This window comes from Streptomyces sp. NPDC059142 (genome assembly GCF_042755665.1).
Taxonomy (GTDB): domain Bacteria; phylum Actinomycetota; class Actinomycetes; order Streptomycetales; family Streptomycetaceae; genus Streptomyces.
Genome location: NZ_JBHZDA010000026.1, coordinates 23122 through 49743, shown reverse-complemented (window position 1 = coordinate 49743; position 26622 = coordinate 23122). Strand labels below are relative to the sequence as shown.

The following is a 26622-nucleotide window of genomic DNA, read 5'->3' as shown; positions in this document are numbered from 1 at the left end:
GACTTAGCGCGGGTGCGGCTCGCGACGTGGCGGCGACCCGCATAAACCCCCGGCTCGGCGGCGGGAGTCACGGGGGGTGACGGGGCCTGAGGGCCGGTCACCCCTCTTTCCTCCGTACGTACGGGGTTACGGGCGCCGGGTCACCGGCAGCAGTCCGGGCGCCGGGCCCCCGGAGCGCAGGGTCGGGGCGCCGATGGTGTTGTCGGGGGTGCGCGCGTTGTCCCTGGCGTCGGCGCAGCGGGTCAGCTCGACCTGGCTCATCGGGCCGGTGCGCTGGTAGAAGCGGTCGCCGAACGAGCCCGAGGGCACGTCCAGGGTGATGTCGAGGCGCATGACGTTCTTGTCGTGCACCAGGGTGCCGACGGTGCGTTCGCGGGCGGCCTGCACCTCGATCCAGCTCACCTCGCCGGGCTGGACGGTGACGGTGAGCGTGCGCTCCTCCTCGCGGTTCCACAGGAGGGGGTTGGTGGTGGCCATGCCGAGCGGGTTGCCGTCGGAGCCGGTGAAACCGGTCTCGATCTGCGCGGCGATCTCCTTGAGGCTCAGGTTGAGCGGGTCGCGCGGATTGAGCGGTTTCTTCTCCTCCTTGACGAAGTACTGGGTGAGGTTGTCGTAGGGGAACTCCTGCCACTTCAGCGGGCGCTGGTCGGTGATCGGGTTCCGGGTGCAGTTGATGTACGCCTGGCCGACCGTGCGGGGCCGGTCGTAGTAGCGGAAGGAGTAGCGCTCGTCCTTCTCGAAGCGGCAGGCGCCGGGCGAGTTGCAGGCGGTCACGACGTCCTTGGCCGGGACGGGCTCGTGCCCCTTGTACGCCTCGGGCATCGGCAGCCGCGGCTTCTTGTCGTCGTACGGTACGGGCGCGGGCTCCTGGGTCGCGGTGAACCGGGTGAGCAGCGGGCCGCACTTGGACGCCTTGTCCGCCGGTTTCGAGACGAAGGAGATCTTCGGGTTGTTCTCGCCCGCGGTGAAGGAGTAGGTGCGGCGCTCCGGCCCGGACCGCCAGTTCGCCTTCCCCGGTTCGGTGCTCTTCGTGGTGAAGGACGCGGGCCGGTCGTCCGCGCTCCCGGCCGCGGTCAGGTCGTAGCCCTGCCCGTTCGCGACCTCGTCGGGTCTGCACTCGGTCAGGGCGCCGGGGCTGTCGTCCCAGGCCACGGTGACCTTCGCGCCTTTCTGGACCCGCCAGAGCCGGGTGGTCAGGGTGCCCTGCTTGGGGCTGACGTCACGGTTGAGGGCGGTCGCCTGGACCTTGTCGGGGTGGCCGGCGGCGGTGGCGGAGAGGAGCTGGGTCCCGGCCGCCGTCCACCGGTCCGGGGGCTTGGTCGCGGTCCCGGTGGCGACGAGGGGTTCCGCGTGGTCGGCGTTCTCGACGGGGACGGCGACCGGTTCCGCGGCGGCGGCCGGGGCGGGCGGGGCGGTGAGGACGAGCGAGCCGCCGAGCAGGGCGGTCAGGCAGCGTCGGGCACGGCGTCGTGGCACGGCTGTCTCCTTGGTCTGGAGCGGGGTGCCCCGCGTCCGGGGCGTGGGGGCCGGGGGCGGTCCGGTCAGCAGGCCCACCAGGCGGACGGGGGAACGATCACATCCGTGGCGGACAGCCGCTCCCGCATGCCGGAGGAGGAGTGGCACAGCTCGGCCGTGCCGGAGGCGGCGGACTGGTCGCGGGGGACGGCGTGGAAGTCCTGCTGCGCCTGGGCGTGGCTGTTCTGGCCCTGCTGCCAGGTGTTCTGGGCCTGGCCGGTCATCGGCTTGCTGCAATCGTGGAAACTCGCCGACTGGCAGGCGTCGTTGGCGGCCTGGTTCGCGCCGACGCCCTTGCAGGACTCGCTCGCCGGGATGCCGTTGATCGATCCGCACGGGTCGGTTCCCGGGGCGGAGGGCACCGGCTTGGCCGGGGGCACCGGGGGAGGCGACGGTTTGCCGGGCGTGGGCGGTTCGGGGGCCGGCATCGGCGGGGTGGGGGCGGCGGCGATGCCGGGGCCCGCGCCGTGCTGCGGCTGCGGGGTGGCGGCGGAGCCGGGCGCGACGGGGGCGGCCGCGGCTACGGGCACAGGTGCGGTGAGGGGAGCGGGCGCGGCGACGGGGGCCGGTCCGGGGTCGAGGGCGACCAGGCCCGCCACGACCGCGATTCCGGCGAGGACGGGCAGCAGGCGCGCGCGGAGATCACGCATGGAACTCCTTTTCGTCAGGGGGCCGGTGGCCGCCCTGACGCCGCGGCCACCCGCCGCCAGACTCCGGTACCCCGCTCGGCCCTGCCATCCGACCGCAATGGATCTTGAGCCATTAGCGGACAACTGCCTACGGGTGGCCGTAACGCCGCGTCAGATCGCGCCGGGGCCCCGGTGTTCGAGCACGGTCGCGCCCTCGGCCGGCGAGGTCGCGACCCGGGCCGTACGGCAGGTCCCCGAGGCGAGCAGGGCCTCGGCCACCTCGTCCGCCGACTCCGGGGACTTGGCGAGGAACGCCGTCGTGGGTCCCGAGCCCGAGACCAGCGCGGCCAGCGCGCCCGCCGCCGTGCCCGCCGCCAGGGTGTCCGCCAGGGAGGGGCGCAGGGCGAGGGCCGCGGGCTGGAGGTCGTTCGACACGGTGGCCGCCAGCGCGGTGGCGTCACCGGTACGGAGGGCGTCGAGCAGCGCCGGGTCGGCGGCCGGGGCCGGTACGGGGGTACCGGCGGTGAGGCGGTCGAACTCCCGGAAGACCGTCGGGGTGGAGAGCCCGCCGTCCGCGACCGCGAACACCCAGGAGAAGCCGCCACCGGTCTCCAGGGGCGTGAGCTGTTCCCCGCGCCCGGTGCCCAGCGCCGCCCCGCCGATCAGGCTGAACGGTACGTCGCTGCCCAACTCGGCGCAGATGTCGAGGAGTTCGTCCCGCGAGGAGTGCAGCGACCAGAGCGTGTCACAGGCCAGCAGGGCGCCCGCGCCGTCCGCGCTGCCGCCCGCCATGCCGCCGGCCACCGGGATGTCCTTGGCGATGTGGATATGGACGGACGGGTCGATGCCGTGGCGCCGCGCCAGCGCGAGCGCGGCGCGCGCCGCGAGGTTCGTCGGGTCCAGGGGGACCTGGCCGGCGTCCGGGCCCTCGCAGGTGATCCGGAGCGTGTCGGCGGGCTCCACCGTGATCTCGTCGTACAGGCCGACGGCGAGGAAGACATTGGCCAGGTCGTGGAAGCCGTCGGGGCGCGCGGCGCCCACCGCGAGCTGGACGTTGACCTTGGCCGGGACCCGTACCCGTACCCGCTGCCGGCCGCTCACGCGCCCGCCCCCTTCGATTCCGCGATCCGCGCGAACTCCTCCACCGTCAGCGACTCCCCGCGCGCCTGCGGCGACACCCCGGCGGCGACCAGCGCCGCCTCCGCGGCCGGGGCGGAGCCCGCCCAGCCGGCGAGCGCCGCGCGCAGGGTCTTGCGGCGCTGCGCGAAGGCGGCGTCGACGACCGCGAAGACCTCGGTCCTGGACGCCGTCGTGCGCACCGGCTCGGCCCTGCGTACGAGCGAGACCAGCCCGGAGTCGACATTGGGCGCGGGCCAGAAGACGGTCCGGCCGATCGCGCCGGCGCGCTTCACGTCCGCGTACCAGTTGGCCTTGACCGACGGCACCCCGTACACCTTGTTGCCCGGTGTCGCGGCCAGCCGGTCGGCGACCTCCGCCTGGACCATGATCAGGGTGCGTTCGATGGTCGGGAAGTGCTCCAGCATGTGCAGCAGCACCGGGACGGCGACGTTGTACGGCAGGTTCGCGACCAGCGCGGTCGGCGCCGGGCCCGGCAGCTCCCGTACCCGCATCGCGTCCGAGTGGACGAGCGCGAACCGCTCGGCGCGCTCCGGCATCCGGGCGGCGATCGTCGCGGGCAGGGCGCCCGCGAGGATGTCGTCGATCTCCACCGCCGTCACCCGGTCCGCCGCCTCCAGCAGCGCCAGGGTCAGCGAGCCGAGCCCGGGGCCGATCTCCACGACCACGTCGTCGGGGCGCACCTCGGCGGTGCGGACGATCCGGCGGACGGTGTTGGCGTCGATGACGAAGTTCTGCCCGCGCTGCTTGGTCGGGCGCACGCCCAGCGCCGCCGCCAGTTCACGGACGTCCGCCGGGCCCAGCAGGGCGTCGGAGACGGCGGCGGGAGGGGCGGGCGGGGTGTCGGAAGGGACGCCGGAGGGGGCGTCCGGTACGTCGGGCTCAGTGGTGCTCACCCGGTCAGCCTACGGCCGCAGTGCGGCCACGGGCTCGCCCCCCGCTGTACGTAGAGCTTCTTGGCGCGGTACGTCTGCTCGGTGGCCGGGGCGTCCTGGGGGCGTCCGCTGCCGCCGAGGGCGTGCCAGGTCCCGGTGTCGAACTGGTAGAGCCCGCCGTAGCTCCCCGACGCGTCCACCGCGTCGGGCCGCCCGCCGGACTCGCAGGCGGCGAGCCCGCCCCAGTTGAGCCCGTCCGCGCCCGCGACGGACGACGGCATCACCTTCGTACCGACCCGGACCCGCTGTGTGACCGGCGCGCGCACCGTCTCCGTACGGATCCTGCGGGGTTTCTGGCGTACGCCGTTGACGGTGCGCAGCGCGTACGTGATCCGGCGCGCGCCCGCGTGCCCGGCCTGCTCGACCACCTCGGTGCCGCGCGGCAGCGCGGGATCGGCGGTGCGCACGGTGTCGTACGGGACGGTCTCCTCGCGGGTCTCCTCGCCGGCGGTGACGCGCAGGACCGTGACGACCTGGCCGTCGCGCGGGAAGCTGTCGCCCGGTACGGAGGTGGTGTCCTGGCCGCGCAGGGCGATCCCGGTCTCGGCGAGCGCCTCGGCGACGGTGGCCGCGTTGGTGCGGAGCCGGTGTTCGCGGCCGTCGGCCAGGATGGTGAGAGCGCGCTCGGTGCGTACGTCGAGCGCCAGTCCGTGGCGGGCGATGGCGGCGGAGCGCGACACGGAGAGGTACGCGCCCTCGGCGCGCACCCCGAGCTGGCGCAGCGCGCCGTCGACCGTGCGGGCCGTGGTCCAGACGCGGCGGCGCTGTCCGTCGAGGGTGAGCAGGACGGGGCGGCCGTAGCGGACGACGACCTCGTCGCCGTGGCCGAGCGCGGCGGCGGGCGCGGGGGCGACGATGTCGTGGGCGCCGACGGCGACGCCCTCGTGGGCGAGGAGTTCCCCGACGTCTCCGGCGAAGGTGTGCATGGTGCGCGGTACGCCGTCGACGCTCAGCCGGACGGCTTTGTCGTGGACGAGGAAGGCGGAGGTGCCGCCCGCGAGGAACGCGACGACGAGGGCCTGCGGGAGCAGCCGGCGCAGCGCCTCGGGGGTCGCGGGGGCGGCGGGGCCGCGGCGCCGGGAGGGAGCGCGGCGCCCGCCGCGGGTCGCACGGTGACTGCCCTGTGCATTGCTCACGACGCTCCACGGGATCCGGTGCGGGATGCCCCCGGACCCTAGCGGAGCTTCGGTCACTCTCCAAAGCGGCTCGGCTACCCAGCGTACCCACTCGCACAGGGGCCCGATTCGGCGGCGGCCCCGCGCCGGTGCGACCGGGGTCCGGTCCCGTGCGCGCCCCGGGGTTCAGTAATCGAACGCCCGGGCCGTGTTCCGCGCGATCGCCTCGGCCATCGCGTCCTCGCCGATCCCCCGGACCTCCGCCATGGCCCGCAGGGTGACGGGAATGAGATACGGGGCATTCGGCCTGCCCCGAAAGGGCGCGGGGGTGAGAAAAGGTGCGTCGGTCTCGACCAGGACACGATCGAGCGGCGCTACGGTGAGCGCATCACGCAACAATTGAGCGTTTTTGAAGGTGACATTTCCTGCGAAGGACAGGTAATAACCGGCTGCGGCACAAATCTCGGCCATTTCGGCGTCGCCGGAATAGCAATGGAAAATCGTGCGTTCCGGAGCGCCTTCCTCCGCGAGGATACGGAGCACGTCGGCGTGCGCCTCGCGGTCGTGGATCACCAGCGCCTTCCCGTGGCGCTTGGCGATCTCGATGTGGGCGCGGAACGAGCGCTCCTGCGCCGCACGGCCCTCGGGCCCCGTACGGAAGTGGTCGAGCCCGGTCTCGCCGACGGCCCGTACCTGCTCCAGCGCGGCCAGCGCGTCGATCCCGTCCAGCGCGTCGTCCAGCGCCGCTTCGCCGCCGCCCGGGCGGGCGCCCTGGCGCGACCAGCCGTCGGGGTCGCCGTGCACGAGGCGCGGCGCCTCGTTGGGGTGGAGCGCGACCGCCGCGTGGACGCTGTCGTACACCGCGGCGGTCTCGGCGGCCCAGCGCGATCCCTTGAGGTCGCACCCCACCTGGACCACGGTCGTGACCCCGACGGAGGCGGCCTTCTCCAGCGCCTCGGCGACGGTGCCTTCCTGCATGTCCAGATGGGTGTGCGCGTCCGCGACCGCCACCCGCAGGGGTTCGGGCAGCGGCGGCGGGGCTTCCTTCGAACTCATGGGCGCGATCCTACGGGGGACCGGTCCCCCGGGATCCGGACGGATCCGTCGGGCGGTACCGGCCCCGCGCGCTCACGGGCGGTGGTGGTGCTGGAACGGGTGCAGCAGGTCGGAGAGGTGCCAGTGGTGGTGCCCCTCGGCGGGCTTCTCCGCGGATCCGGCGGACCTCTCCCCGCCCGGCGTCCGGGCGGGTATCTCCTCGCCCGGCTGCCCTTCCGCGCCCGCGCCCCCCAGGTCCCCGGCCGCCGCGCCCGCCGGCGCGGCCTTCGCCGCCGCGGACCGCTTCGCCGGGTGGTGCTGCTCGGTCATCAGCGCCCGGACCGACGAGACCTGTCCGGACCTCATGATGCGTACGACGTGGCCGCCGCAGTTCTGGCAGGTCGGGCTGGAGAGCGGGGAGGGAACCCGCACCCCGTCCGTCTTGTACACCACGACATTCTGTCCCGAGCCGTCGACATGATGCTCTATGTCGTAAGCCTGCTCCCAGCCGTGTCCACAGCGCATGCAACAAAAGGCATATGCCTCGTGAACTACGGCGGTGCCCGTGATCTCACTCATGCCAGCTCCTCTCCACTGACCCAGTGGACGCCTTCGAAGGCGGGAGCGCATCAGCGCCTGTCGATTATTGGATGGGTCTTGGCCTTCTCATGTCCCAATGACCCGGCACGCGGTCTGCGCTTTACATTTCACGATAGTCCTTTACCTTCTGCGGGGGCCGTGCGCGCCGCGTTTTTTGACGCGACGACAGCATCGAACACCTCCCGCTTGGGCAGGCCCGCCTCGACGGCGACGGCGGCGATCGCCTCCTTGCGCCGCTCCCCCGCCTCCTCCCTCACGCGTACCCGCCGTACCAGCTCCTCGGCGTCGAGATCGCCGGGTACCGGGTCGGGGGCGCCCGCCACGACGACGGTGATCTCGCCCCGTACGCCCTCGGCCGCCCACGCCGCCAGCTCCCCCAGGGGGCCGCGCTTGATCTCCTCGTACGTCTTGGTCAGCTCACGGCAGACGGCGGCCCTGCGGTCGGCGCCGAAGACCTCCGCCATCGCGGCGAGCGTGTCGTCCAGCCGGTGCGGGGCCTCGAAGTAGACGAGCGTGCGCCGCTCCCCCGCCACCTCGCGGAGCTTGCCCAGCCGCTCGCCCGCCTTGCGCGGCAGGAACCCCTCGAAGCAGAAGCGGTCCACGGGCAGCCCGGAGAGCGCCAGCGCGGTCAGCACGGCCGAGGGCCCCGGTACGGCCGTGACCCGGATGCCCTGCTCGACGGCGGCCGCCACCAGCCGGTAGCCGGGGTCGGAGACGGACGGCATGCCCGCGTCCGTGACCAGCAGCACCCGCGCCCCGCCCGTCAGCGCCGCCACCAGCTCGGGCGTCCGCGCGGACTCGTTCCCCTCGAAGTACGACACGACGCGCCCCCGGGTGTGCACCCCGAGCGCCTGGGTGAGCCGGCGCAGCCGCCGGGTGTCCTCGGCGGCGATCACCTCGGCGGTCTCCAGCTCGGCGGCGAGCCGGGGCGGGGCGTCCGCGACATCGCCGATGGGCGTGCCCGCGAGGACCAGCGTTCCGGGGGAGGCCGAGCCGCTGGTCGCGGAGGTCGTCGGGGCGGCTGTCGGGGGCGGTGTTCCAGGCGTCGCAGTCACATCCGCCATCCTCGCAGGGCCGGACGCACGCCTCGCACAGCGGCGTTCCCTACGATGGCGCGGTGACCAGTACTGCGCCAGAAGCCCTCCAGGGGCCCGACGCCGACGAGAAGCAGCCCTCATGGCCTCAGCGGCTGCGCCGATTCGGCCATGCCCCGCGGCCGGTGACGGGCCTGCGCGAACGCCTGGTGCCGCCCTACACCCGGCCCTCGGACCGGCTGTGGGCCGTGCTCGGGGTGCCGGCCCCGCTGACCGAGCGGCTGGTCCGCTGGTCGGCGTGGGGCGGCCCGGCGCTCGTGGCGCTCTTCGCGGGTGTGCTGCGGTTCTGGAACCTGGGCAGCCCCAAGGCGGTGATATTCGACGAGACGTACTACGCCAAGGACGCCTGGGCCCTGATCAACCAGGGGTACGAGGGGAGCTGGCCCAAGGACGTCGACGCGTCGATCCTCAAGGACCCGTCCTCCGTCCCGGTCCCGGTCGACCCCGGCTACGTGGTGCATCCGCCGGTCGGCAAGTGGGTCATCGGCCTCGGCGAGCAGATGTTCGGCTTCACCCCCTTCGGCTGGCGCTTCATGGTGGCGGTGCTCGGCACGCTCTCCGTGCTGATGCTCTGCCGGATCGGGCGGCGCCTCTTCCGCTCCACCTTCCTGGGGTGCCTGGCGGGCGCGCTGCTCGCGGTGGACGGCCTGCACTTCGTGATGAGCCGCACGGCCCTGCTCGACCTGGTGCTGATGTTCTTCGTGCTGGCCGCGTTCGGCTGTCTGCTGATCGACCGCGACCGGGCCAGGGCCCGGCTGGCGGCGGCGCTCCCGGTGGACGAGGGCGAGGGCGTGCTGCGCCCGGACGCCGCGGTCGCCGAGGGGCTGCGCCTGGGGTGGCGGCCGTGGCGGCTGGCCGCCGGGCTGATGCTGGGCCTGGCCTTCGCGACGAAGTGGAACGGGCTCTACATCCTGGCCGCCTTCGCGGTCATGGCGGTCCTGTGGGACGTGGGCGCGCGGCGTACGGCGGGTGCGGTACGGCCGTACCTGGCGGTGCTGAAGCGGGACATCGTCCCGGCGTTCTTCTCGACGGTGCCGGTCGCGATCGCCACGTACCTCGCCTCGTGGACCGGGTGGATCGTCACCGACAAGGGCTACTTCCGGGACTGGGCCGCGACGGCGGGCAAGGGCGGCCACTTCACCTGGCTGCCGGACTGGGTGCGCAGCCTGTGGCACTACGAGTACGAGGTGTACCAGTTCCACATCAACCTGACGTCCGGCCACACCTACCAGTCCAACCCGTGGAGCTGGATCGTGCTGGGCCGCCCGGTCTCGTACTTCTACGAGGACCCGGCCGCCGGCCAGGACGGCTGCCCGGCGTCGACCGCCGGGAAGTGCGCCCGCGAGGTGCTGGCGCTCGGCACGCCGATGCTGTGGTGGGCGGGCGCGTTCGCCCTGCTCTACGTCCTGTGGCGGTGGTTCTTCCGCCGCGACTGGCGGGCGGGCGCGATCGCCTGCGCGGTGGCGGTCGGCTGGGGCCCCTGGATGCTCTACCAGGAGCGGACGATCTTCCTCTTCTACGCGGTCGTCTTCGTCCCGTACCTCTGTCTGGCCGTGGCGATGATGATCGGCGCGATCCTGGGCCCGCGCGGCGCGGACGAGCGGCGCAGGACGATCGGCGCGGTCGGCGCGGGCGTCCTGGTCCTGCTGATCGTCTGGAACTTCATCTATTTCTGGCCGATCTACACGGGCACGGCGATCCCGCTCGACTCGTGGCGCAACCGGATGTGGCTGGACACCTGGGTGTAGCGGGGCGGCTTCCCGGCCCCGTGGGGCCACCGGGCCCGTGGGGCCACCGGGCCCGTGGGGCCACCGGGCCCTGTGGGGCGGCCGGTTCCGGTGAGGCCGCCGGGGCCGGCCGGCCGCGGCGGCGGATCCGGCGGCCGGACAGCGGTCGCCTCGCCCCGGATCCTGGTGTAGATCTGTCCGTATGGCCCGATTGGCCCGACGTCCAGGCGAGCCCCGGCCCTCAACCGGCGCACGGTCCTGGAGGCGGGCCGGATCCTGGTGGCGCCTCGGCACCAGCAGCGTCGCCGGGCAGGTCTTCCTCTTCCAGGCCGTGATCGTGCTGCTGCTGGTGGCCGCCGCCGCGACCGCCGTCGTCCTCCAGGCCCACCGCGACAGCCAGCAGGAGGCGACGAACCGTTCCCTCGCCGTTGCCGGGACGTTCGCGAACTCCCCCGGCATGGTGGCCGCGCTGCTCTCCCCCGACCCGACCGCGATCCTCCAGCCGCGCGCCGAGGCCGCGCGCAAGCTCTCCGGCGTCGACTTCGTCGTCGTCACCAACGCGCAGGGCATTCGGTACACCCACCCCAACCCGGCCCGGATCGGCCAGCACTTCGTCGGCAACATCAAGCCCGCCCAGGAGGGCCACGCCTTCACCGCGCGGAACGTCGGCACGCTGGGCCCCGCCGTGTACGCGGTGGTGCCGGTCTTCGGCCCCGGCCACAAGGTCATCGGCCTGGTCTCGGCCGGGATCACCATCGCCAAGGTCAGCACCGCCGTGGAGCAGCAGCTCCCCGTCCTCCTCGGGGCGGCCGCCGGCGGTCTGCTGCTGACCACCGCCGGAACGGTGTTCATGAACCGCCGGCTGCGCCGGCAGACCCACGGGCTCGGACCGGCCGAGATGACCCGGATGTACGAGCACCACGACGCGGTCCTGCACGCCGTACGCGAGGGCGTGCTCATCGTCGGCGGCGACGGCCGGCTGCTGCTCGCCAACGACGAGGCGTCCCTCCTGCTCGGCCTCCCCCCGGACCCGGAGGGCCGGTACGTCTCGGAGCTGGGGCTCGCCCCGGAGACGGAGCGGCTGCTCGCCTCCGAACGGGTCGCCGACGACGAGGTGGTCAACTCCGGGGAGCGGCAGCTCGTCCTGAACCGGCGCCCCACCGACCGGGCCGGCGGACCGCCCGGCTGGGTGACCACGCTGCGCGACTCCACCGAGCTGCGCGCCCTGTCCGGGCGGGCCGAGCGGGCCCGCGGCCGGCTCGCCCTCCTCTACGAGGCGACCACCCAGATCGGCACCACCCTGGACGTGACGCGTACGGCCGAGGAGCTGGCCCGGGTGGCCTCCCCCCGCTTCGCGGACTTCGTCACCGTCGACCTCGCGGAACCGGTCCTGAGCGGCAAGGAACCCGGCCCGCGGGCCGGGGAGGCGCTGCGCAGGATCGCCGTGCACGGGGTCGCGGCCGACTCACCGCTCTACCGGGTCGGCACGGAGTTCAGCCTGGTGCCGTTCTCCCCGCAGAGCGAGAGCCTGGTCATCGGGGAGCCGGTCCTCACCGGCGATCTGCGCTCCTCGGACACCTGGAGCCGGCACGACCCCGAGCGCGGCGAACTCCTGCTGGAGTACGGGTTCCACTCCTTCATCACCGTTCCGCTGCTGGCCAGGGGCGTCATGCTGGGGATGGTCAACTTCTGGCGGGCGCGGCGCCCCGAGCCCTTCGAGCAGGACGACATCTCGCTCGCCGGTGAGCTGGCCGGCCGCGCCGCCGTGTGCATCGACAACGCGCGCCGCTACACGCACGAGCACACCATGGCCGTCGTGCTCCAGCACAGCCTGCTGCCCAACCGGCTGCCGGAGCAGAGCGCCCTCGACCTCGCCTACCGCTATCTGCCGGCCGAGTCGGGCGTGGGCGGCGACTGGTTCGACGTGCTGGCCCTGCCGGGCGCGCGGGTGGCGCTGGTGGTGGGCGACGTGGTCGGGCACGGGGTGCACGCGGCGGCCACGATGGGGCGGCTGCGGACGGCCGTCGCCAACTTCTCCGCGCTCGACCTGCCGCCCGAGGAGCTGCTGGGCCATCTGGACGAGCTGGTCAGCCGGATCGACGCGGAGGAGCAGGACGCGGACGCGCCGGTGGAGGACGGCTCGGCGCCCCGGCCCTCCGAGGGCAGGACCGCCGTCACCGGGGCCACCTGCGTGTACGCGGTCTACGACCCGGCCTCCGGGCTCTGCACGGTGGCCCGCGCCGGCCACCCGCCGCCCGCCCTCGTCCACCCGGACGGCACCGCCGAGTTCCTGGACCTGCCCGCCGGGCTGCCGCTCGGGATCGGCGGGCTGCCGTACGAGACGACGGAGTTCACCCTGGAGGAGGGCAGCCGGCTGGTGCTGTACACGGACGGGCTGATCGAGGACCGCGCGTGGGACATCGACGTGGGCTTCGACCATCTGCGGACGGCGCTCACCGGGACCCCCGGGCAGGACCCGGACGCCACCTGCGAGGCGGTGCTGCACGCGCTGGTCCCCGACCGGCCGAACGACGACATCGCCGTCCTGGTCGCCCGGGTCCGCCGGCTCGACGCGGACCGGATCGCCGAGTGGACGGTGCCGCACGACCCGGCGGCGGTGGCCGCCGTACGCGCCCAGGTCAGCCGCCGGCTCACCGAATGGGGGCTGGCGGAGGCGGCGTTCACCACCGAGCTGGTGCTGAGCGAGCTGATCACCAACGCCATCCGGTACGCCTCGGGGCCCATCGGGGTCCGGCTGCTCCGCGACCGTACGCTGATCTGCGAGGTCTCCGACACCAGCGCCACCTCCCCGCATCTGCGCGCCGCCGCGGCCACCGACGAGGGCGGGCGGGGGCTCTTCCTGGTCGCGCAGTTCGCCGACCGGTGGGGTACGCGGTACACGGCGCGCGGCAAGGTCATCTGGACGGAGACGGCGCTGCCGCGCCATGGCGGCTGACTCCCGCCCGCCCCGGCCTCTGTAGCAGTCCGGTAACGCTCTCCTCGTGTGACTCACCCGTCCCGTAGAGTTCCGAGTCGATGACGTACTTGAACATGTTCAGATGTTCGAGGCTCCTGGGGAGGGGTGACCACCGCTCATGCGCAGTGGAGCGAAGACCGCCGTCATAGGCGGAGTTTTTCTCGTGTTCGCCGGTGGGGTGGGTTACGGCGCGTACAACGTCTACAACGGGATGACCGGCGACGGCACGGACGCGAAGACGAAGTCGGCCTCGACCCGCGAGGTCAGGACCGGACCGCTGAGCGCCGACGAGATCGAGCAGGCGTCCGAGGACTTCCTGGGCAAGTGGGCGGAGGGCGGCGACGCGGCGGCCGTCGCGCAGCTCACCAACAACCCCACGGCCGCGACGCCCGTCATCGGCGCGTACCGCACCGAGGCCCATGTCACCGACGTGACGATCACTCCGGGCCCGGCGGTCGGCGCGAAGGTTCCGTTCACCGTCAAGGCGAAGGTCGAGCTGGACGGCGCGAGCAAGCCCTGGACGTACACCTCGGAACTGACCGTGGTGCGCGGGCTGTCGACGGGACGGCCGCTGGTCTCCTGGGCGCCGTCGGTGATCCACCCGAAGCTGACCGGGACCAACCGCCTGGAGACGGCGAAGGCGTCCGTACCGCCCATCAAGGCGGTCGACCGCAACGGCGTCGAGCTGACGAAGGAGAAGTACCCGTCCCTCGGGTCGGTCCTCGACCAGCTCCGCGAGCGGTACGGCAAGGAGGCGGGCGGCGCGGCCGGCATCGAGCTGATGCTGAAGAGCGACACGGGCGCGGACGGCACCACCGGCCCCGACGCCCCCGCCGACGAGAGCCTGCTGACCCTCTCCCAGGGCAAGGAGGGCACGCTGAGGACGACGCTCGACGCGAACGTCCAGGCCGCCGCCGAGACCTCGGTGAAGAAGTTCAGCGAGGCGTCGGTCGCGGCGGTCAAGCCCAGCACGGGCGAGATCCTGGCCGTCGCGAACAACCGCAAGGACGGCTTCAACGCGGCGATGCTCGGCAAGCAGGCCCCCGGCTCCACGCTGAAGATCGTGACGGCCGCGATGCTGCTGGAGAAGGACCTGATCGGCGCGGACCGGACCGCCGAGTGCCCGAAGAACGCGATCTACATGGGGCGCACCTTCAAGAACCTGGACGACTTCTCCATCGACGGGCAGCCCTTCTCCCAGAGCTTCGCCCGCTCCTGCAACACCGCCTTCATCAAGCTGATCGACGACGTGGGCGACGACGGCGCGCTGACCAAGGAGGCCGCCGAGGTCTTCGGGATCGGCCTCGACAACTGGAAGACAGGGGTCGCGTCCTTCGACGGCTCCATCCCCAGCTCGTCGGGGGGCGAGGCGGCGGCCCAGTACATCGGGCAGGGCACGGTCCAGATGAACGTGCTCAACATGGCGTCGGTCACGGCCACCGCGAAGAACGGCGCGTTCAAGCAGCCGGTCGTCGTCGCGCCTTCACTGGACGACCGGGAGATCGCGACGGCGGCGCGCTCGCTGCCGTCGGGCGTGGCGCAGCAGTTGCGCTCCATGATGCGGCTGACGGCGACGAGCGGTACGGGCGCGAAGGCGATGGCCGGGCTCGGCGGGGACAAGGGCGCGAAGACCGGCTCCGCGGAGGTCGACGGCCAGGAGACGTCGAACAGTTGGTTCACGGGCTACCACGACGACCTCGCCGCGGCGGCGGTCGTGGAGGCCGGCGGCCACGGGGGCGACGCGGCGGGACCGGTGGTCGCGGCGGTGCTGGCGGCGGGGTGAAAGCGGCTCGCGTGACCGGCGGCGTGGGGGCTAGCGTGCGGGGGCATGACCACTCCTGACACCACCCCAGAGGCCACCCCGCCCCCCGGCGCCGCCGTGCACCCGCGCTTCGCGGAGGCGCTGCGCGAACTGGGCCTGGACGCCCTCACGGAGCGGGTCCGCACCTTCCCCGACGCCACACGCACCGCCGCCCAGGCCGCGGCGGCGGTCGGCTGCGACCTGGCCGAGATCGTCAAGTCCCTGGTCTTCGAGGCGGACGGGGTCCCGGTGCTGGTCCTGGTGGACGGCGCGTCCCGGGTCGACGTGGAGCGCGTACGGCGGGAGCTGGGCGCGGCCTCGGTGAAGCGCGCGGACGCCACGCTGGTACGGGAGACCACGGGGTACGCGATCGGCGGCGTACCGCCCTTCGGCCACCGTACGAGGACCCGGGTGCTGGCCGACCGGGGGCTGCTCGCCCATCAGGTGGTGTGGGCGGCGGCGGGGACACCGCACACGGTCTTCCCGATGGAACCGGGCACGCTGATCGGACACGCGGGCGGCACACCGGTGGACGTACGCGAGGGCTCCGGGGCGTGACCCCGCTGGTCGTGGCGGCGGTCCTGGCGGCGGCGGTGACCCACGCCACCTGGAACGCCATCGCGCACAGGTTCGCGGACCAGCTCGTGGCCTTCACGCTGATCAGCGGAGGGGCCGCCGTCATCGGCGCGGTGCTCGCCTGCCTCACCCCGCTGCCGGACGCGGGCGCCTGGCCGTACCTGCTGGTCTCCGCGCTGCTCCACGTCGGCTACATGACCCTGCTCATGCGCTCGTTCACCCTGGGCGACTTCGGCCAGATGTACCCGATCGCGCGCGGCACGGCGCCGCTGGTGGTGACCGTCGTGGCCGTCCTCGTCGTCGGCGAGACGATGGACGCGTGGCAGACGGCGGGCGTCGTGGTCGCCTCGGCGGGCCTGGTGGGCGTGGCCCTGTGGGGCATCAGGGGCTCCCGCGCGGCGCCCCACTGGCCGGCGCTGCTGGCCGCGCTGGCGACGGGCCTGGCGATCGCCGCGTACACGGTGGTGGACGGCGTGGGCGTGCGCGCCGCGGGCACACCGCTCGGCTACATCGCCTGGCTGATGATCCTGGAGGGCGTTCTGATCCCGGCGTACGCCCTGTACACCCGCCGCGGCCGGCTCCTCCGTCAGCTCCGCCCGCAGGCCCCGCTGGGCCTGCTCGGCGCGGCTCTCTCGATGCTCGCCTACGGCCTCGTCCTCTGGGCCCAGACCCGCGCTCCCCTGGGCCCGGTCTCGGCGCTGCGGGAGTCCTCGATCATCGTGGGCGCGGTGATAGGGACGGTCTTCTTCAAGGAGCGCTTCGGCACACCGAGGATCGTGGCGGCGGGCCTGATGGTGGTGGGCATCGGGCTGATGCTGCACGCGAGCTGAGCGCGGGGCGTCGGGGGCGTGGGGCGGGGGGCGGGGGCGCCGCACCGTCAGTGGTCCCGGCGGGCGTTGAGGCGGGCGGCCTGACGGGTCAGGTGGTCGCGTTCGGCGAGGTCGGGGGCCTTGCGGGCCGCCTCCGTGTAGAGGCGCGCCGCCGTCGCCGGGTCGCCGTCGCGCTCGTGGAGGTACGCCGCCACCGCCGCGTGGCGGGGCAGCGAGGCGTCCAGCACGGCGAGTGCCGCCAGTCCGGCGCGGGGCCCGTCGGCCTCTCCGACGGCGACCGCGCGGTTGAGCCGGACGACCGGGCTGTCGGTCAGGCGGGCGAGTTCGTCGTACCACTCGACGATCTGCGGCCAGTCGGTCTCCCCGGCGGTGGGCGCGTCGGCGTGGAGGGCCGCGATGGCGGCCTGGGCCTGGAACTCGCCCAGCCGGTCGCAGGCGAGGGCCGCCTGGAGGATCCGGACGCCCTCGGCGATCGACGCGGTGTCCCACCGGCCGCGGTCCTGCTCGGCGAGCGGGACCAGGCTGCCGTCGGGCGCGGTCCTGGCGGCGCGCCGGGCGTGGTGGAGCAGCATGAGGGCGAGCAGCCCGGCCACCTCGGGGTGGTCGATACGGGCGGCGAGCTGCCGGGTGAGCCGGATGGCCTCGGCGGCGAGGTCGACGTCGCCGGAGTAGCCCTCGTTGAAGACCAGGTAGAGGACGCGCAGAACTGTGGCGACATCGCCGGGCCGGTCGAGGCGGACTCCGGAGACGGTGCGCTTGGCGCGGCTGATGCGCTGCGCCATGGTCGCCTCGGGCACCAGATACGCCTGGGCGATCTGGCGGGTGGTCAGCCCGCCGACCGCGCGCAGGGTGAGCGCGACCGCCGACGCCGGGGTCAGCGACGGGTGGGCGCACAGGAAGTAGAGCTGGAGCGTGTCGTCCACCGCGGGCGCCGGCCCCGGCACCGGTTCCTCCTCGACGCGGTCCTCGCGCCTGCGGCGTGCGGTGTCGGCGCGCGTCGCGTCGAGGAACTTGCGCCAGGCCACGGTGACCAGCCAGCCCTTGGGGTCCCGCGGCGGATCGGCGGTCCAGACCCGGAGCGCCTCGACCAGCGCGTCCTGTACGGCGTCCTCGGCCGCCGCGAAGTCGGCTCCGCGGCGGACGAGGACGGCGAGCACACCGGGCGTGAGGCTCCGGAGGAGAGCCTCGTTCATCGACGAGGTCACTCCGTGATGGTGGGCGGCGCGGACAGGAACGGGCGCACCTCCAGCCACTCGTGGATCGGCCTGCCGCCCGCTCCCGGGGCGGCCGACAGCTCTCCGGCCAGCTCCACGGCGCGGTCGTAGCTGTCGACGTCGATGATCATCCAGCCGGCGATGAGGTCCTTGGTCTCGGCGAACGGTCCGTCGGTGACCGGCGGGCGCCCCTCGCCGTCGTAGCGGACCCAGGCCCCCTCGGGGGCGAGCGCCTGGCCCTCGACGAACTCGCCGGTCTTCTCCAGCCGGGCCGCGAAGTCGTTCATGTACTGCATGTGCGCCGAGATCTCCTCTGGGCTCCAGCGGTCCATGGGCACGTCGTTGGCGGGGGCCGGGGCGCCGCGGTAGTGCTTCAGCAGCAGGTACTTCGCCATCGTGGTTCTCCTCGGTGCTCGTACGACCCATTGTGGTCGCCTTCACCCCGGGGACGGAGCCGGACGCGGGTTCTCGACATCGCCCCGCGAAGTTTTTTCCGGGGATTGTGCGGGCCCCGTACGTGAGGGGCGAACGGGTGGCGTCCGCGGCCGGTGGACACCCCGGTCCAGGGTGTCCACCGGCCACGGGAGCGCCCCACACAGGCCCTAGTAGGGGCGCGCCCGCTTCGCGAAGGCCGGGGCCACCTGGTCCTGGGCCGTGCGGGGGAAGGCGACGGTGTTCGGGTCGCCGTCCGAGACGTACCAGTTCTTGCCCTCCGCCAGCTTGTCCAGCCAGCGGGACGAACCGAACTCGGCGTCCGCGTCCTTGGGGCCCGCCGAGCGGATCCGCGGGATCGCGCCGGGCTTGAACGCCTTGTCGAACGGCGAGACCGAGGGGTTGGCGCCCACGAGGTACACCCCGTCGTAGCGGTAGCCCGTGCCCTTCGCGGCGACCCCGGCCTCCTGCGGCATCGCCCCGAAGGGCAGCGCGAGGGAGGTGACCCGGTCCCCGCCCCCCGCGGTCAGGATGGCCTGCTGCCCGGCGGCGATGGCCTTCGCGGCGCCCGCCTGGTCCAGGGAGCCCAGGTTCTGGTGGCGGTCGGTGTGGTTGCCGACCTCGTGGCCGTGCTTCTTCAGCCAGGTCAGCGCCTTGGCCGAGCCGGTGGCCGAGAAGGCGTCCGCGTTGACGAAGAAGGTCGCCACCGGCTTGAACCCGGGGTGCTTCCTCGCCGTCTCCTCCAGGATGGCGACGGCCGTGCCCGCCACCGGCTTTCCGTCCTGGCCCAGGCGCACCTGGCTGTTGGTCGAGTCGTCGAAGGTGAGGACCACCGGGTGGGTCCCGGCCGGGATGTCGATACGGCCCGTCTGGAAGTCCCGGGCGGTGACCGGCACGTACTTCTCCCGGGCGAGGCGTTCGAGCTCGGCCCGGAAGTCGGCCGGGGTGCGGTCGTAGACGCTCGCCGGCTTCTCGGTGAGCTGGTGGTACATCAGCACCGGCACCTGGCCCAGCTCATTGACCCCGACACTGGCCGGGTCCTTGACGGCGACATGGCCGGCCGCCGCCGGGGAGGCGGCGGCCTGCCGCCCTCCGGCGGCCGGGGACGATCCCGGGGAGCAGCCCGAGGAGAGCAGAACGGCGCCTGCCAGGGCGCAGAGCGGTACGAGCGGGTGACGCATGGGGGCCTCCAAGGCGAACGTGTCGCGGCATCCTTACCGGCGGCGGAAGCCCCCGTACCGCACCGTCGCCTGTATGGCGCAGCCACCACGCCGGGGGCGTTCGCGGCCGTTCGTGTGAAATCCGGCCGGAGACAGGAGGGGGGCCCGACGGCCGGGCAATCAATGGAGTCACCACCGAGCGTCGCCGCAGCGGCGGCAGGCCCGGACACAGCACGAAGGGCGCATGATGGTCACCAAGACGCGTTTCATATCGAATTCGGCCTCCTCCTACCGTCCCCCCCGTCCCGCCCGCCGCCGCGCCCTGATAGCGATGGCCGGGGCGCTCTCCCTCGCCGGTGCCGGTGTCGGGGCCTGGACCTTCCTCACGCCGGGACCGGGTGTGCAGGGTCTGGCCGACGGTGCCTTCCTCGACGGGCGCAAGGCCGCGCAGGTCACCGCGTACCTCAACGCGAAGGCCGCGGGCCGCAAGGACAAGGTGCACGCGACGCTCGACGGCAAGGTGGTCCCGGTCACGGCCGAGGGCGCCCGTCTGAAGCTCGGCCTCCCCCGTCTGACCGAGGGCCGGCACACCCTGGTGGTGGAGGGTGACAGCAGTCTCCCCTTCGCCTCGTACCAGAAGGTCGTGGGCTTCACCGTGGACACCAAGGCCCCCTCTCTGAAGGTGGCCGACCCCGAGATCAAGAACGTCGCCTCCCCCGTGAACGCCACCGGCAAGGCCGCCGCCGACGCCAAGGTGACCGTCACCGGCCGTGCCTCCACCGACGCGAAGGTGACCGTCGACGGCAAGGAGGTTCCCGTCGACAAGAGCGGGACCTTCTCGATCTCGGTGCCCAAGGGCACCCCCTCCGTGACGGTGAAGGCCGTGGACCGCGCCGGGAACACCACCACCAGGACCGTGTCCACCCGGGGGCGGCGCCCCATGATCCGCGCCGCGCACATCACGGCCATCGGCTGGGGCGACAAGACCCTGCACGACAACATCCTCGCGCTGGTCCGCAGCGGCAAGCTCAACGCCGTGGAGCTGGACATCAAGGACGAGGACGGCGAGGTCGGTTACGCCTCCCAGGTGGCGATGGCCCGTCAGATCGGCGCGGCCAAGGGGTACTACGACGCCCGCAAGGCGATCGCGGAGCTGCACGCCGCGGGCGCCCAGGTCATCGGCCGTATCGTCGCCTTCCGTGACCCCAAGCTCGGCGCGGCGGCCTGGAAGGCCGGCAAGCACGACCAGGTCGTGCAGACCCCTGACGGGCAGGCGTACAACGGCGGCCACTACGGCAACCTGTCCTTCACCAACTTCGCGGACCCGGCGGTCCGCAAGTACAACCAGGACCTCGCCGTCGAGGCGGCCCAGCTCGGCTTCGACGACATCCTCTACGACTACGTGCGCCGCCCCGACGGCCCGCTGTCGAAGATGCGGTTCCCGGGCATCGGGTCCGCCACGCCCGAGCAGTCCATCACCTCGTTCGTCGCGGACACCCGGGCCGCGCTGCGCCCGCACGCCACGTACCTCGGTGTCTCCGTCTTCGGCATAGCGGCCACCCGGCCCCTGGAGATCGCCCAGGACATCGGCGCCCTGGTCAAGGTCAGCGACTACATCGCGCCGATGGTCTACCCGTCGCACTGGGGTCCTGGTGAGTACGGCGTCGCCAACCCCGACACCGCGCCGTACGCGATCGTGCAGCGCTCGCTCGCCGACTTCGGCCGTCTGGCGAAGGGCACCCAGACCGAGATCGTCCCGTGGCTCCAGGACTTCTCGATGGGCAGCACCTACGGGCCGGCCCAGGTGGCCGAGCAGATCAAGGCCGCGGAGGCCAACAAGATGCACTCCTTCATCCTCTGGAACGCCGGTGCGCGCTACCAGGGCGCGGCGCTCCAGCAGATCGTCGCGCACTGACGCGCCGCCGCTGGAAGGAGTCCCGAGGGGCCCGGGCCGGAGATCCGGTCCGGGCCCCGTCACGCCCGTCGTGCTCCGGGCGGAGTGCCTACGCCCCGGGCGGAGTGCTTACGCCACCGGTGCGGCGGGGCCGCCCGGCTCCGGACCGTACGCCCGCAGGAACGTGTCGACCGCCGCCTTCGCCACCGCCCGGGTCTCCGCCGCCGGAACCTCGCGGGTGCCCAGCCGGGTACGCGCCTCCACCGGGGCCGTGAGCAGCGCGAGGAGCTGTTCCGCCGCCACGGCCGGGTCGCAGGGGCGCAGCCGGCCGGCGAGCGAGAGACGGGCCAGCCGGTCGGCCAGGGCTTCGGTGAGCCGGCTGCCGGTACGGTCCTGGACGGCGTCGGTCAGCTCGGGGAAGCCCGTGACCTGGGCGTACGTCAGCCGAAGCAGCGCGCGGGCGCGTTCGCCGCCGCATATCAGGAGCAGGCGGTACGCCGTGTCCTCCAGGGCCGCGCGCAGATCGGCGCCGGGGGCGCGGAGCCGGTCCATGACGGCGAGATGGTCCGCCATCACCGCGTCGGCCGCCGCCAGCACCGTCTGACGGAACAGGTTCTCCTTGTCCGTCAGATGGCTGTACACGGTCGGCTTCGCGACGCCCGCCTCCCTGGCGATGCGCTGCACGCACGCGCCTTCGTACCCGTGACGCGCGAAGACCGCGAAGGCGGCGTCCAGGATGGCCTGCCGCTTGTCGATACGCCCGCGCGAGGCTGCCGCTCCGGTCACCTCCGCAAGGTACCCCAGGCCACCCGCGCGGCCGGGCCGGACCCGGAACCGGCCGAGCGGATCATGGCGCCGTGTCTCGCGACGGCGGCGCGGTACTCGACCGTTCGGCGGGACTTTCGCCCCACATGTCGGGCACCGCCCGGCGGACCGCGATTCGTCGCCTCCGCCGTGGTCTCATCCGACGCGGAGGTGTTCATATGACAGACAGAAGATCGCAAGAAAATGGGGCCGGACACGACCTGGCCACGACACCACGGCGCCGGCTCCTGGTCGCCGCCGCGTTCGCACCGGTGCTGGCCGCCGCGGGTACGGGCCCCGCCCTGGCCGCGACGGCGGGGGGCTCGGGCCGCAAGCACGGCACGGAGCCCGCGCCGGAGCCGGTACGGCCCGTGGCCACCACCCCGGCGGAGTGGAAGGGCGTCGCCAAGGCCCTGGGCCGGCCGGGCAGCCTGCTGAACGACGTCATGTACCGCACCCGCTTCCCCCGCCACGACCTGCACGTGGTCTCCCAGGGGGTCAGGGTGTCCCCCGGGCTCGCCCTCGCCTCGCACATCGGATTCATCCGTTACGCCGACGGCACCACGCTCGCCATGGGCGACATGACCGTCACCGAGGACGAGTTGCAGCCGGTGAGCGACGCGCTCATCGAGCACGGCATCGCCCAGACCGCGATCCACAAGCATCTGCTCGCGCACGAACCCGACGTCTGGTGGACCCATGTGCACGTCCACGGCCACGAACCGGTGGCCATGGCCCGCGGTTTCCGCGCCGCGTTCGACGCCACCGCCACACCGCCCGCACGGCCGCCGGAGTCGCCGCCGCCCCTCGACCTGGACGTCAAGGCGATGGACGACGTCCTGGGCACCGAGGGCGTCAACGACGGCGGGATCTACAAGGCCGTCTTCGCCCGCCGCGAGACGATCGTCGAGAACGGCATGGCCCTCCCGGCGGGCGTGGGCTCCACCTCGGCCTTCAACTTCCAGCCCCTGGGCGGCGGCCGGGCCGCGGTCAACGGCGACTTCGTCATGATCGCCTCGGAGGTCCAGACCGTGCACTCACTGCTGCGGAACAGCGGGGTCAGCCTCGTCGAACTGCACAACCACGCGCTGTCGGAGGAGCCCCGCCTCTTCTTCACCCACTTCTGGGCCGTGGGCGACGGCGTCGAACTCGCCAAAGCACTGCGCCCCGCGGTGGACGCCACCAACGTCGCCCCCGTCGAGAACTGAGCCCCGCCCCGCCCTCACGAACCCGCGCCGTGCCCCTCCCCCGGCCGCATCAGCGCCAGGTCCTCACCCCACGCGTCCAGCACCGCGCCGTGCCCGGCCCGCCGGGACACCTCCTCGACCCGGGCGAAGAGGCGGCGCTGTGCGGACACCTCCCCCGTGGCCGCGATCCGGTCCACGCCGGCGAGCAGCGCGGCGGTGTCCCAGCCGGGCAGCGGGAAGCGCGCCAGCTCCCATTCCAGGTACTTGTTGTACGGACGGGGGCGGCGGTCCAGGGCGAAGAGGAGTTCCAGCAGGAACCGGACGCTGTCGGCGGCGTCGAGCCGGGCCGCGAGCGCCTGTCCGTCGCGGTCGTTCTTGACCGAGCGGTAGAGGGAGTTGGCGTACGCGTCCAGCCATCCGCTCGCGTCCCGGAACGCCTCGTCCGCGCCGAGCCGCGTCCTGTCGCGCAGGATCCGCCCGATCTCCCCGTCGAGGCGGTCGACCACCACCCGGGCGCGGGCCAGGGCGTACCGCTCGAAGCCGGGCGTTCCGGCTCCACGGAAGGCGTCGAGGGTGAGGACGACCAGGTCGAGTTCCGGGGTGCGGTGCCCGGTGAAGCGGGTGAGGTCCGTCGTCGCGCCGTCCGCGAGGACGACGTACAGGTCGTGGTCGGAGTGGCCGGTGATCATGCCCTCGTGGGCGCGGGACCCCTTGAGGACCAGGCCGACGACGGCGGGATCGGCCAGGGCGAGGGCGACGAAGGCGTCGTAGGTGAGGGGGTGCCGAGTGGTCATGACGCGCTCTCCGGTGATGGGGTGACGGGGATGCCGACGGAGCGGCCCCGTGTCCACGGGGCCGCCCGTACCGTCCGCGGCGGTGCTGGGCCGCCGCCCGGGAGATCAACGCACGGGGCCACCCTAGGGCCTGGCCCCTCCCGGCCGCCGGAGTTCTCACCCTTTTCAGCCGTCCGAACGGGGCCGCGCCACCGGGCCCAGTGCTCGCCGGAACTCCACGTTGCCCATCAGGATCCCGCCGTCCACCGGCAGCGTCACCCCCGTGATCCACGCCGCGTCCGCCGACGCCAGGAACGCCACCGCCGCCGCGATGTCCTGCGGCGTGCCCACCCGTCCCATCGGGTAGTGGGCCGCCACCCGGTCCAGTTCGGCGTCGCGGCCCGCCCACGCGTCGGTGCGGACCGTTCCCGGTTCCACCAGGTTGACGCGTACCCCGCGCGGTGCCGCGTGGCCTGCCAGGGTGCGGGTCAGGCCGGTCAGGCCGGCCTTCGCGGCGCTGTAGGCGTGGTTGCCGAAGTCCTGGGCGCCGTTGACCGAGCCGATCGTGACGATCGCGCCCCGGCCCGACGCCACCAGGTGCGGCAGTGCGGCGCGGGCGCAACGGAACGCGCCCGTCAGGGTGATGTCCAGGTCACGGGCCCAGTTCTGGTCGGATTCGTCCTCGAAGAGCGGGGCGTCCGGGGTGCAGGAGTACGCGTTGTTGACGAGGACGTCGAGGGAGCCGAAGGTCTCGACGGCGTACGCGACCGCCGCTTCCACCGATGCCCGGTCCGCGACATCGCAGCCGAGGGCCACCGCCCCCGGGATGGTCCCGGCCGCTGTCGCGGCGCGCCGCTCGTCCCGGTCCGTGACGAGGACGCGGGCGCCCTCGTCGGCGAGGCGGCGCGCGGTCGCCTCGCCGATGCCCCGGCCGGCTCCGGTGATGAGGACGCCGTGGCCCTCGAAGCGGCGCGGCCCTCCCCGTGCCGCCGGCCGTGCTGCCGTCTCAGCTTGCCCGTTCGTCCGATTCCGCGGGTGATTCCTCGGCTGCTCCATCCGGCGATGATGTCGCCGCGCGTACCGCCCGCACCAGGGCCTGGGGCCGGGCGTCCGCCGTCACTCCTCTGCGCAGGCCGTTGGTGACGTAGCCGAAGGCGATGCCCGACTCCGGGTCCGCGAACCCCAGCGAGCCGCCGCTGCCCGGGTGGCCGAAGGAGCCCGGGGCCAGCAGGGGGGCGGCCGGGCCGTGGAGCATGAAGCCCAGTCCGAAGCGGGTGTTGACGACGAGGACCCGGTCCGGGCCCGCGGACTCCTCCGTGCGCGCCAGGGTCAGGGTGGCCGGGGCGAAGAGCCGGTGGCCGTCGACCGGGCCGATCATCGCCGCGTAGCACCGGGCCAGCGCGCGGGCGGTGGAGATGCCCCCGGAGGCGGGGAGTTCGGCGGCGCGGTACACCGGGTCGTTCTCGTCGAAGCGCGGCTCCACGATGTCGAAGGCGCGGCGCGTCAGCGACCGCGGATCGCTGTACGCCTCCGTCACGGACCGCTTGGGCCGCAGCCGCAGCGCCCCGCCGACCACCGAAGGCTCCTCGATCCTGGCGGTCCGCCCGACCCGGTGGGCCTCCTCCCCGGGCAGCCCGACCCAGAAGTCCAGGCCCAGCGGACGGGCGATCTCCTCGGCGATCCAGCGGCCGACGGTGCGTCCCGTGACCCGCTTGACCAGTTCGCCGACGAGCCAGCCGTAGGTGTGGGGGTGGTAGCCGTGGTCGGTGCCCGGCTCCCACAGGGGGCGCTGCGCGGCGAGCGCGCGCGGGCCCGACTCGCCGTCCATGGCCTCGGCCGGGGTGAGCGTACGGTCGAGCACGGGCAGCCCGGCGCGGTGCGCGAGGAGGTGCCGGACGAGCACCCGCTCCTTGCCCGCGTCCTTGAACTCCGGCCAGTACGTGCCGACCGGCGCGTCCAGGTCGATCTGTCCGCGCTGGTGCAGCAGGAGCGGTACGGCGGCGGCGATGCCCTTCGTCGCGGAGTGCACCACCTGCGCGGTGTCCAGCGCCCAGGGGGCCGCCGTCCGCTGCTCGCCGTGGTCCTCGCCGGGGTCGGCGTCGCGGGTGCCCGCCCACAGGTCGACGACCTTCTGCCCGTCGCGGTAGACGGCGACCGCCGCCCCGCGTTCACCGAGCCGTTCGAAGTTCCGTACGAACGCGTCCCTGACCGGCTCGAAGCCCGCCGCCACCGTGCCCTGGACGTCCACGCCCGTACCCCTGCCCGTGTCTCCCGTCGCGCCCCGTCGGCACGACCCCCTCTATGGTGCAACGGGCACGGGGTGCGACACGATCCGGCACAACGGGCCCGGGGCCGGAAAGCCGCCGCGAAACCGACTCTTAACCTGGCGTGCGGGCCCGTACGGACCGGGGGTCGAAACCGAACGGCAGCTCCAGCCGATGCGCCCCCATCAGCGCTTCGTCACCGAGGAGTTCACCGGTGGGACCGTCCGCGACGATGACGCCGTCGCTCAGGATCACGGAGCGCGGGCAGAGTTCGAGCGCGTACGGGAGATCGTGTGTGACCATCAGCACGGTGATGTCCAACGAGCGCAGGATGTCGGCGAGTTCGCGCCGCGACGCCGGATCCAGGTTGGACGACGGTTCGTCCAGGACGAGGATCTCCGGCTCCATCGCGAGGACGGTCGCCACCGCCACCCGGCGCCGCTGCCCGAAGGAGAGATGGTGCGGCGGCCGGTCCGCGTACGCCTCCATCCCGACCCGGGCCAGCGCGGTGGCCACCCGCGCGGCGAGTTCGGGGCCGCGCAGTCCGGCGGCGGCCGGGCCGAAGGCCACGTCCTCCCGTACGGTCGGCATGAAGAGCTGGTCGTCCGGGTCCTGGAAGACGATGCCGACCCGGCGCCGGATCTCGGCGAGATGCCGCTTCCCGACGGGCAGCCCGGCGACGGCGACGCTCCCCGCGCCCGCCGTGAGGATGCCGTTGAGATGCAGGACGAGCGTGGTCTTGCCCGCGCCGTTGGGACCGAGCAGCGCCACCCGCTCGCCGCGCGCCACCCGCAGGTCGACGCCGAAGAGGGCCTGGTGGCCGTCGGGGTAGGCGTACGCCAGTCCGGCCACCTCCAGGGACGGGGGAGGGCTCGTCGGCTCCGGGCTCGTCATCTCCGGGCTCACAGGGTCCGGGCTCACAG

The 26622-nt window shown here is 73.4% G+C and carries 23 protein-coding genes; 7 read left to right on the top strand and 16 right to left on the bottom strand.

The annotated features are described in order from the left end of the window. Positions 1-126: 126 nt before the first annotated feature. From ACFXPK_RS12925 to rsmI, 8 genes are all read right to left on the bottom strand, one after another. The gene (locus tag ACFXPK_RS12925) at positions 127-1476 is read right to left on the bottom strand and encodes a hypothetical protein (protein ID WP_385003473.1); all 1350 of its coding nucleotides are present in this window, start codon (positions 1474-1476) and stop codon (positions 127-129) included. A 65-nt stretch (positions 1477-1541) separates the two neighbouring features. Next, entirely contained in the window at positions 1542-2165 is a 624-nt protein-coding gene (locus tag ACFXPK_RS12920) for a hypothetical protein (protein ID WP_385003470.1), read from the bottom strand. Between the two features lie 150 nt (positions 2166-2315). Continuing rightward, positions 2316-3245 carry a 4-(cytidine 5'-diphospho)-2-C-methyl-D-erythritol kinase gene (locus ACFXPK_RS12915; RefSeq protein WP_385003467.1) on the bottom strand — a complete coding sequence of 310 codons (930 nt, stop codon included), beginning with the start codon at positions 3243-3245 and terminating at the stop codon, positions 2316-2318. Beyond that, positions 3242-4087, bottom strand: a complete 846-nt coding sequence (gene rsmA / locus ACFXPK_RS12910) for a 16S rRNA (adenine(1518)-N(6)/adenine(1519)-N(6))-dimethyltransferase RsmA (protein WP_385003482.1) — start codon at positions 4085-4087, stop codon at positions 3242-3244. Before rsmA ends, ACFXPK_RS12915 begins: the two co-directional genes overlap by 4 nt. An 86-nt stretch (positions 4088-4173) precedes the next feature. Next, positions 4174-5379, bottom strand: coding sequence for a ubiquitin-like domain-containing protein (locus tag ACFXPK_RS12905; RefSeq protein WP_385003479.1), 1206 nt, complete (start codon positions 5377-5379; stop codon positions 4174-4176). Positions 5380-5517: 138 nt separating this feature from the next. Then, positions 5518-6387 carry a TatD family hydrolase gene (locus ACFXPK_RS12900; RefSeq protein ID WP_385003465.1) on the bottom strand — a complete coding sequence of 290 codons (870 nt, stop codon included), beginning with the start codon at positions 6385-6387 and terminating at the stop codon, positions 5518-5520. A gap of 72 nt (positions 6388-6459) precedes the next feature. Next, entirely contained in the window at positions 6460-6945 is a 486-nt protein-coding gene (locus ACFXPK_RS12895) for a hypothetical protein (protein WP_385003462.1), read from the bottom strand. Between the two features lie 128 nt (positions 6946-7073). Further along, positions 7074-7940, bottom strand: a complete 867-nt coding sequence (gene rsmI, locus ACFXPK_RS12890; RefSeq protein ID WP_385003476.1) for a 16S rRNA (cytidine(1402)-2'-O)-methyltransferase — start codon at positions 7938-7940, stop codon at positions 7074-7076. A gap of 143 nt (positions 7941-8083) precedes the next feature. Between rsmI and ACFXPK_RS12885 the strand changes: the two genes are divergently transcribed. The 5 genes from ACFXPK_RS12885 (at position 8084) to ACFXPK_RS12865 (ending at position 15971) form a co-directional block, all read left to right on the top strand. Next, positions 8084-9808 carry a dolichyl-phosphate-mannose--protein mannosyltransferase gene (locus ACFXPK_RS12885; RefSeq protein WP_385074648.1) on the top strand — a complete coding sequence of 575 codons (1725 nt, stop codon included), beginning with the start codon at positions 8084-8086 and terminating at the stop codon, positions 9806-9808. 181 nt (positions 9809-9989) lie between these two features. Next, positions 9990-12743: a SpoIIE family protein phosphatase gene (locus tag ACFXPK_RS12880; RefSeq protein WP_384994557.1), complete on the top strand. Its 2754-nt coding sequence runs from the start codon at positions 9990-9992 to the stop codon at positions 12741-12743. Between the two features lie 139 nt (positions 12744-12882). Further along, positions 12883-14547 (top strand): penicillin-binding transpeptidase domain-containing protein, encoded by a 1665-nt coding sequence (locus ACFXPK_RS12875; protein WP_385074646.1) that lies wholly within the window; start codon positions 12883-12885, stop codon positions 14545-14547. Between the two features lie 45 nt (positions 14548-14592). Continuing rightward, complete coding sequence (locus ACFXPK_RS12870) at positions 14593-15123, top strand: YbaK/EbsC family protein (protein WP_385074644.1); 531 nt, start codon at positions 14593-14595, stop codon at positions 15121-15123. After that, complete coding sequence (locus ACFXPK_RS12865; protein ID WP_384994550.1) at positions 15120-15971, top strand: EamA family transporter; 852 nt, start codon at positions 15120-15122, stop codon at positions 15969-15971. The genes ACFXPK_RS12870 and ACFXPK_RS12865 overlap by 4 nt, the downstream gene beginning before the upstream one ends. Positions 15972-16018: 47 nt before the next feature. Here ACFXPK_RS12865 and ACFXPK_RS12860 read toward each other — a convergent pair whose 3' ends face one another. The 3 genes from ACFXPK_RS12860 to ACFXPK_RS12850 form a co-directional block, all read right to left on the bottom strand. Then, positions 16019-17164: an RNA polymerase sigma factor gene (locus tag ACFXPK_RS12860; RefSeq protein ID WP_385074641.1), complete on the bottom strand. Its 1146-nt coding sequence runs from the start codon at positions 17162-17164 to the stop codon at positions 16019-16021. A gap of 8 nt (positions 17165-17172) precedes the next feature. Further along, on the bottom strand, positions 17173-17580 hold the full coding sequence (locus ACFXPK_RS12855; protein ID WP_384994545.1) for a YciI family protein: 408 nt from the start codon (positions 17578-17580) through the stop codon (positions 17173-17175). A gap of 207 nt (positions 17581-17787) precedes the next feature. Continuing rightward, positions 17788-18798, bottom strand: a complete 1011-nt coding sequence (locus tag ACFXPK_RS12850; protein WP_385074639.1) for a polysaccharide deacetylase family protein — start codon at positions 18796-18798, stop codon at positions 17788-17790. A 223-nt stretch (positions 18799-19021) separates the two neighbouring features. On the opposite strand from ACFXPK_RS12850, the gene ACFXPK_RS12845 reads away from it, so the two are divergent. After that, positions 19022-20692, top strand: a complete 1671-nt coding sequence (locus tag ACFXPK_RS12845) for a putative glycoside hydrolase (RefSeq protein WP_384994540.1) — start codon at positions 19022-19024, stop codon at positions 20690-20692. A 108-nt stretch (positions 20693-20800) separates the two neighbouring features. On the opposite strand, the gene ACFXPK_RS12840 is transcribed toward ACFXPK_RS12845, so the two are convergent. Beyond that, complete coding sequence (locus ACFXPK_RS12840; RefSeq protein WP_385074636.1) at positions 20801-21457, bottom strand: TetR/AcrR family transcriptional regulator; 657 nt, start codon at positions 21455-21457, stop codon at positions 20801-20803. Between the two features lie 197 nt (positions 21458-21654). Here ACFXPK_RS12840 and ACFXPK_RS12835 point away from each other — a divergent pair, with 197 nt between their 5' ends. Further along, positions 21655-22683 carry a DUF1259 domain-containing protein gene (locus tag ACFXPK_RS12835; RefSeq protein WP_385074633.1) on the top strand — a complete coding sequence of 343 codons (1029 nt, stop codon included), beginning with the start codon at positions 21655-21657 and terminating at the stop codon, positions 22681-22683. A gap of 14 nt (positions 22684-22697) precedes the next feature. Here ACFXPK_RS12835 and ACFXPK_RS12830 read toward each other — a convergent pair whose 3' ends face one another. The 4 genes from ACFXPK_RS12830 to ACFXPK_RS12815 form a co-directional block, all read right to left on the bottom strand. Further along, on the bottom strand, positions 22698-23456 hold the full coding sequence (locus ACFXPK_RS12830) for a hypothetical protein (RefSeq protein ID WP_385074630.1): 759 nt from the start codon (positions 23454-23456) through the stop codon (positions 22698-22700). Positions 23457-23621: 165 nt separating this feature from the next. Then, positions 23622-24491: an SDR family NAD(P)-dependent oxidoreductase gene (locus tag ACFXPK_RS12825; protein ID WP_385074627.1), complete on the bottom strand. Its 870-nt coding sequence runs from the start codon at positions 24489-24491 to the stop codon at positions 23622-23624. Further along, entirely contained in the window at positions 24442-25683 is a 1242-nt protein-coding gene (locus tag ACFXPK_RS12820; protein ID WP_385074625.1) for a serine hydrolase domain-containing protein, read from the bottom strand. Before ACFXPK_RS12820 ends, ACFXPK_RS12825 begins: the two co-directional genes overlap by 50 nt. A 130-nt stretch (positions 25684-25813) precedes the next feature. Continuing rightward, positions 25814-26593 (bottom strand): energy-coupling factor ABC transporter ATP-binding protein, encoded by a 780-nt coding sequence (locus ACFXPK_RS12815; RefSeq protein WP_384994566.1) that lies wholly within the window; start codon positions 26591-26593, stop codon positions 25814-25816. Between the last annotated feature and the right edge of the window lie 29 nt (positions 26594-26622).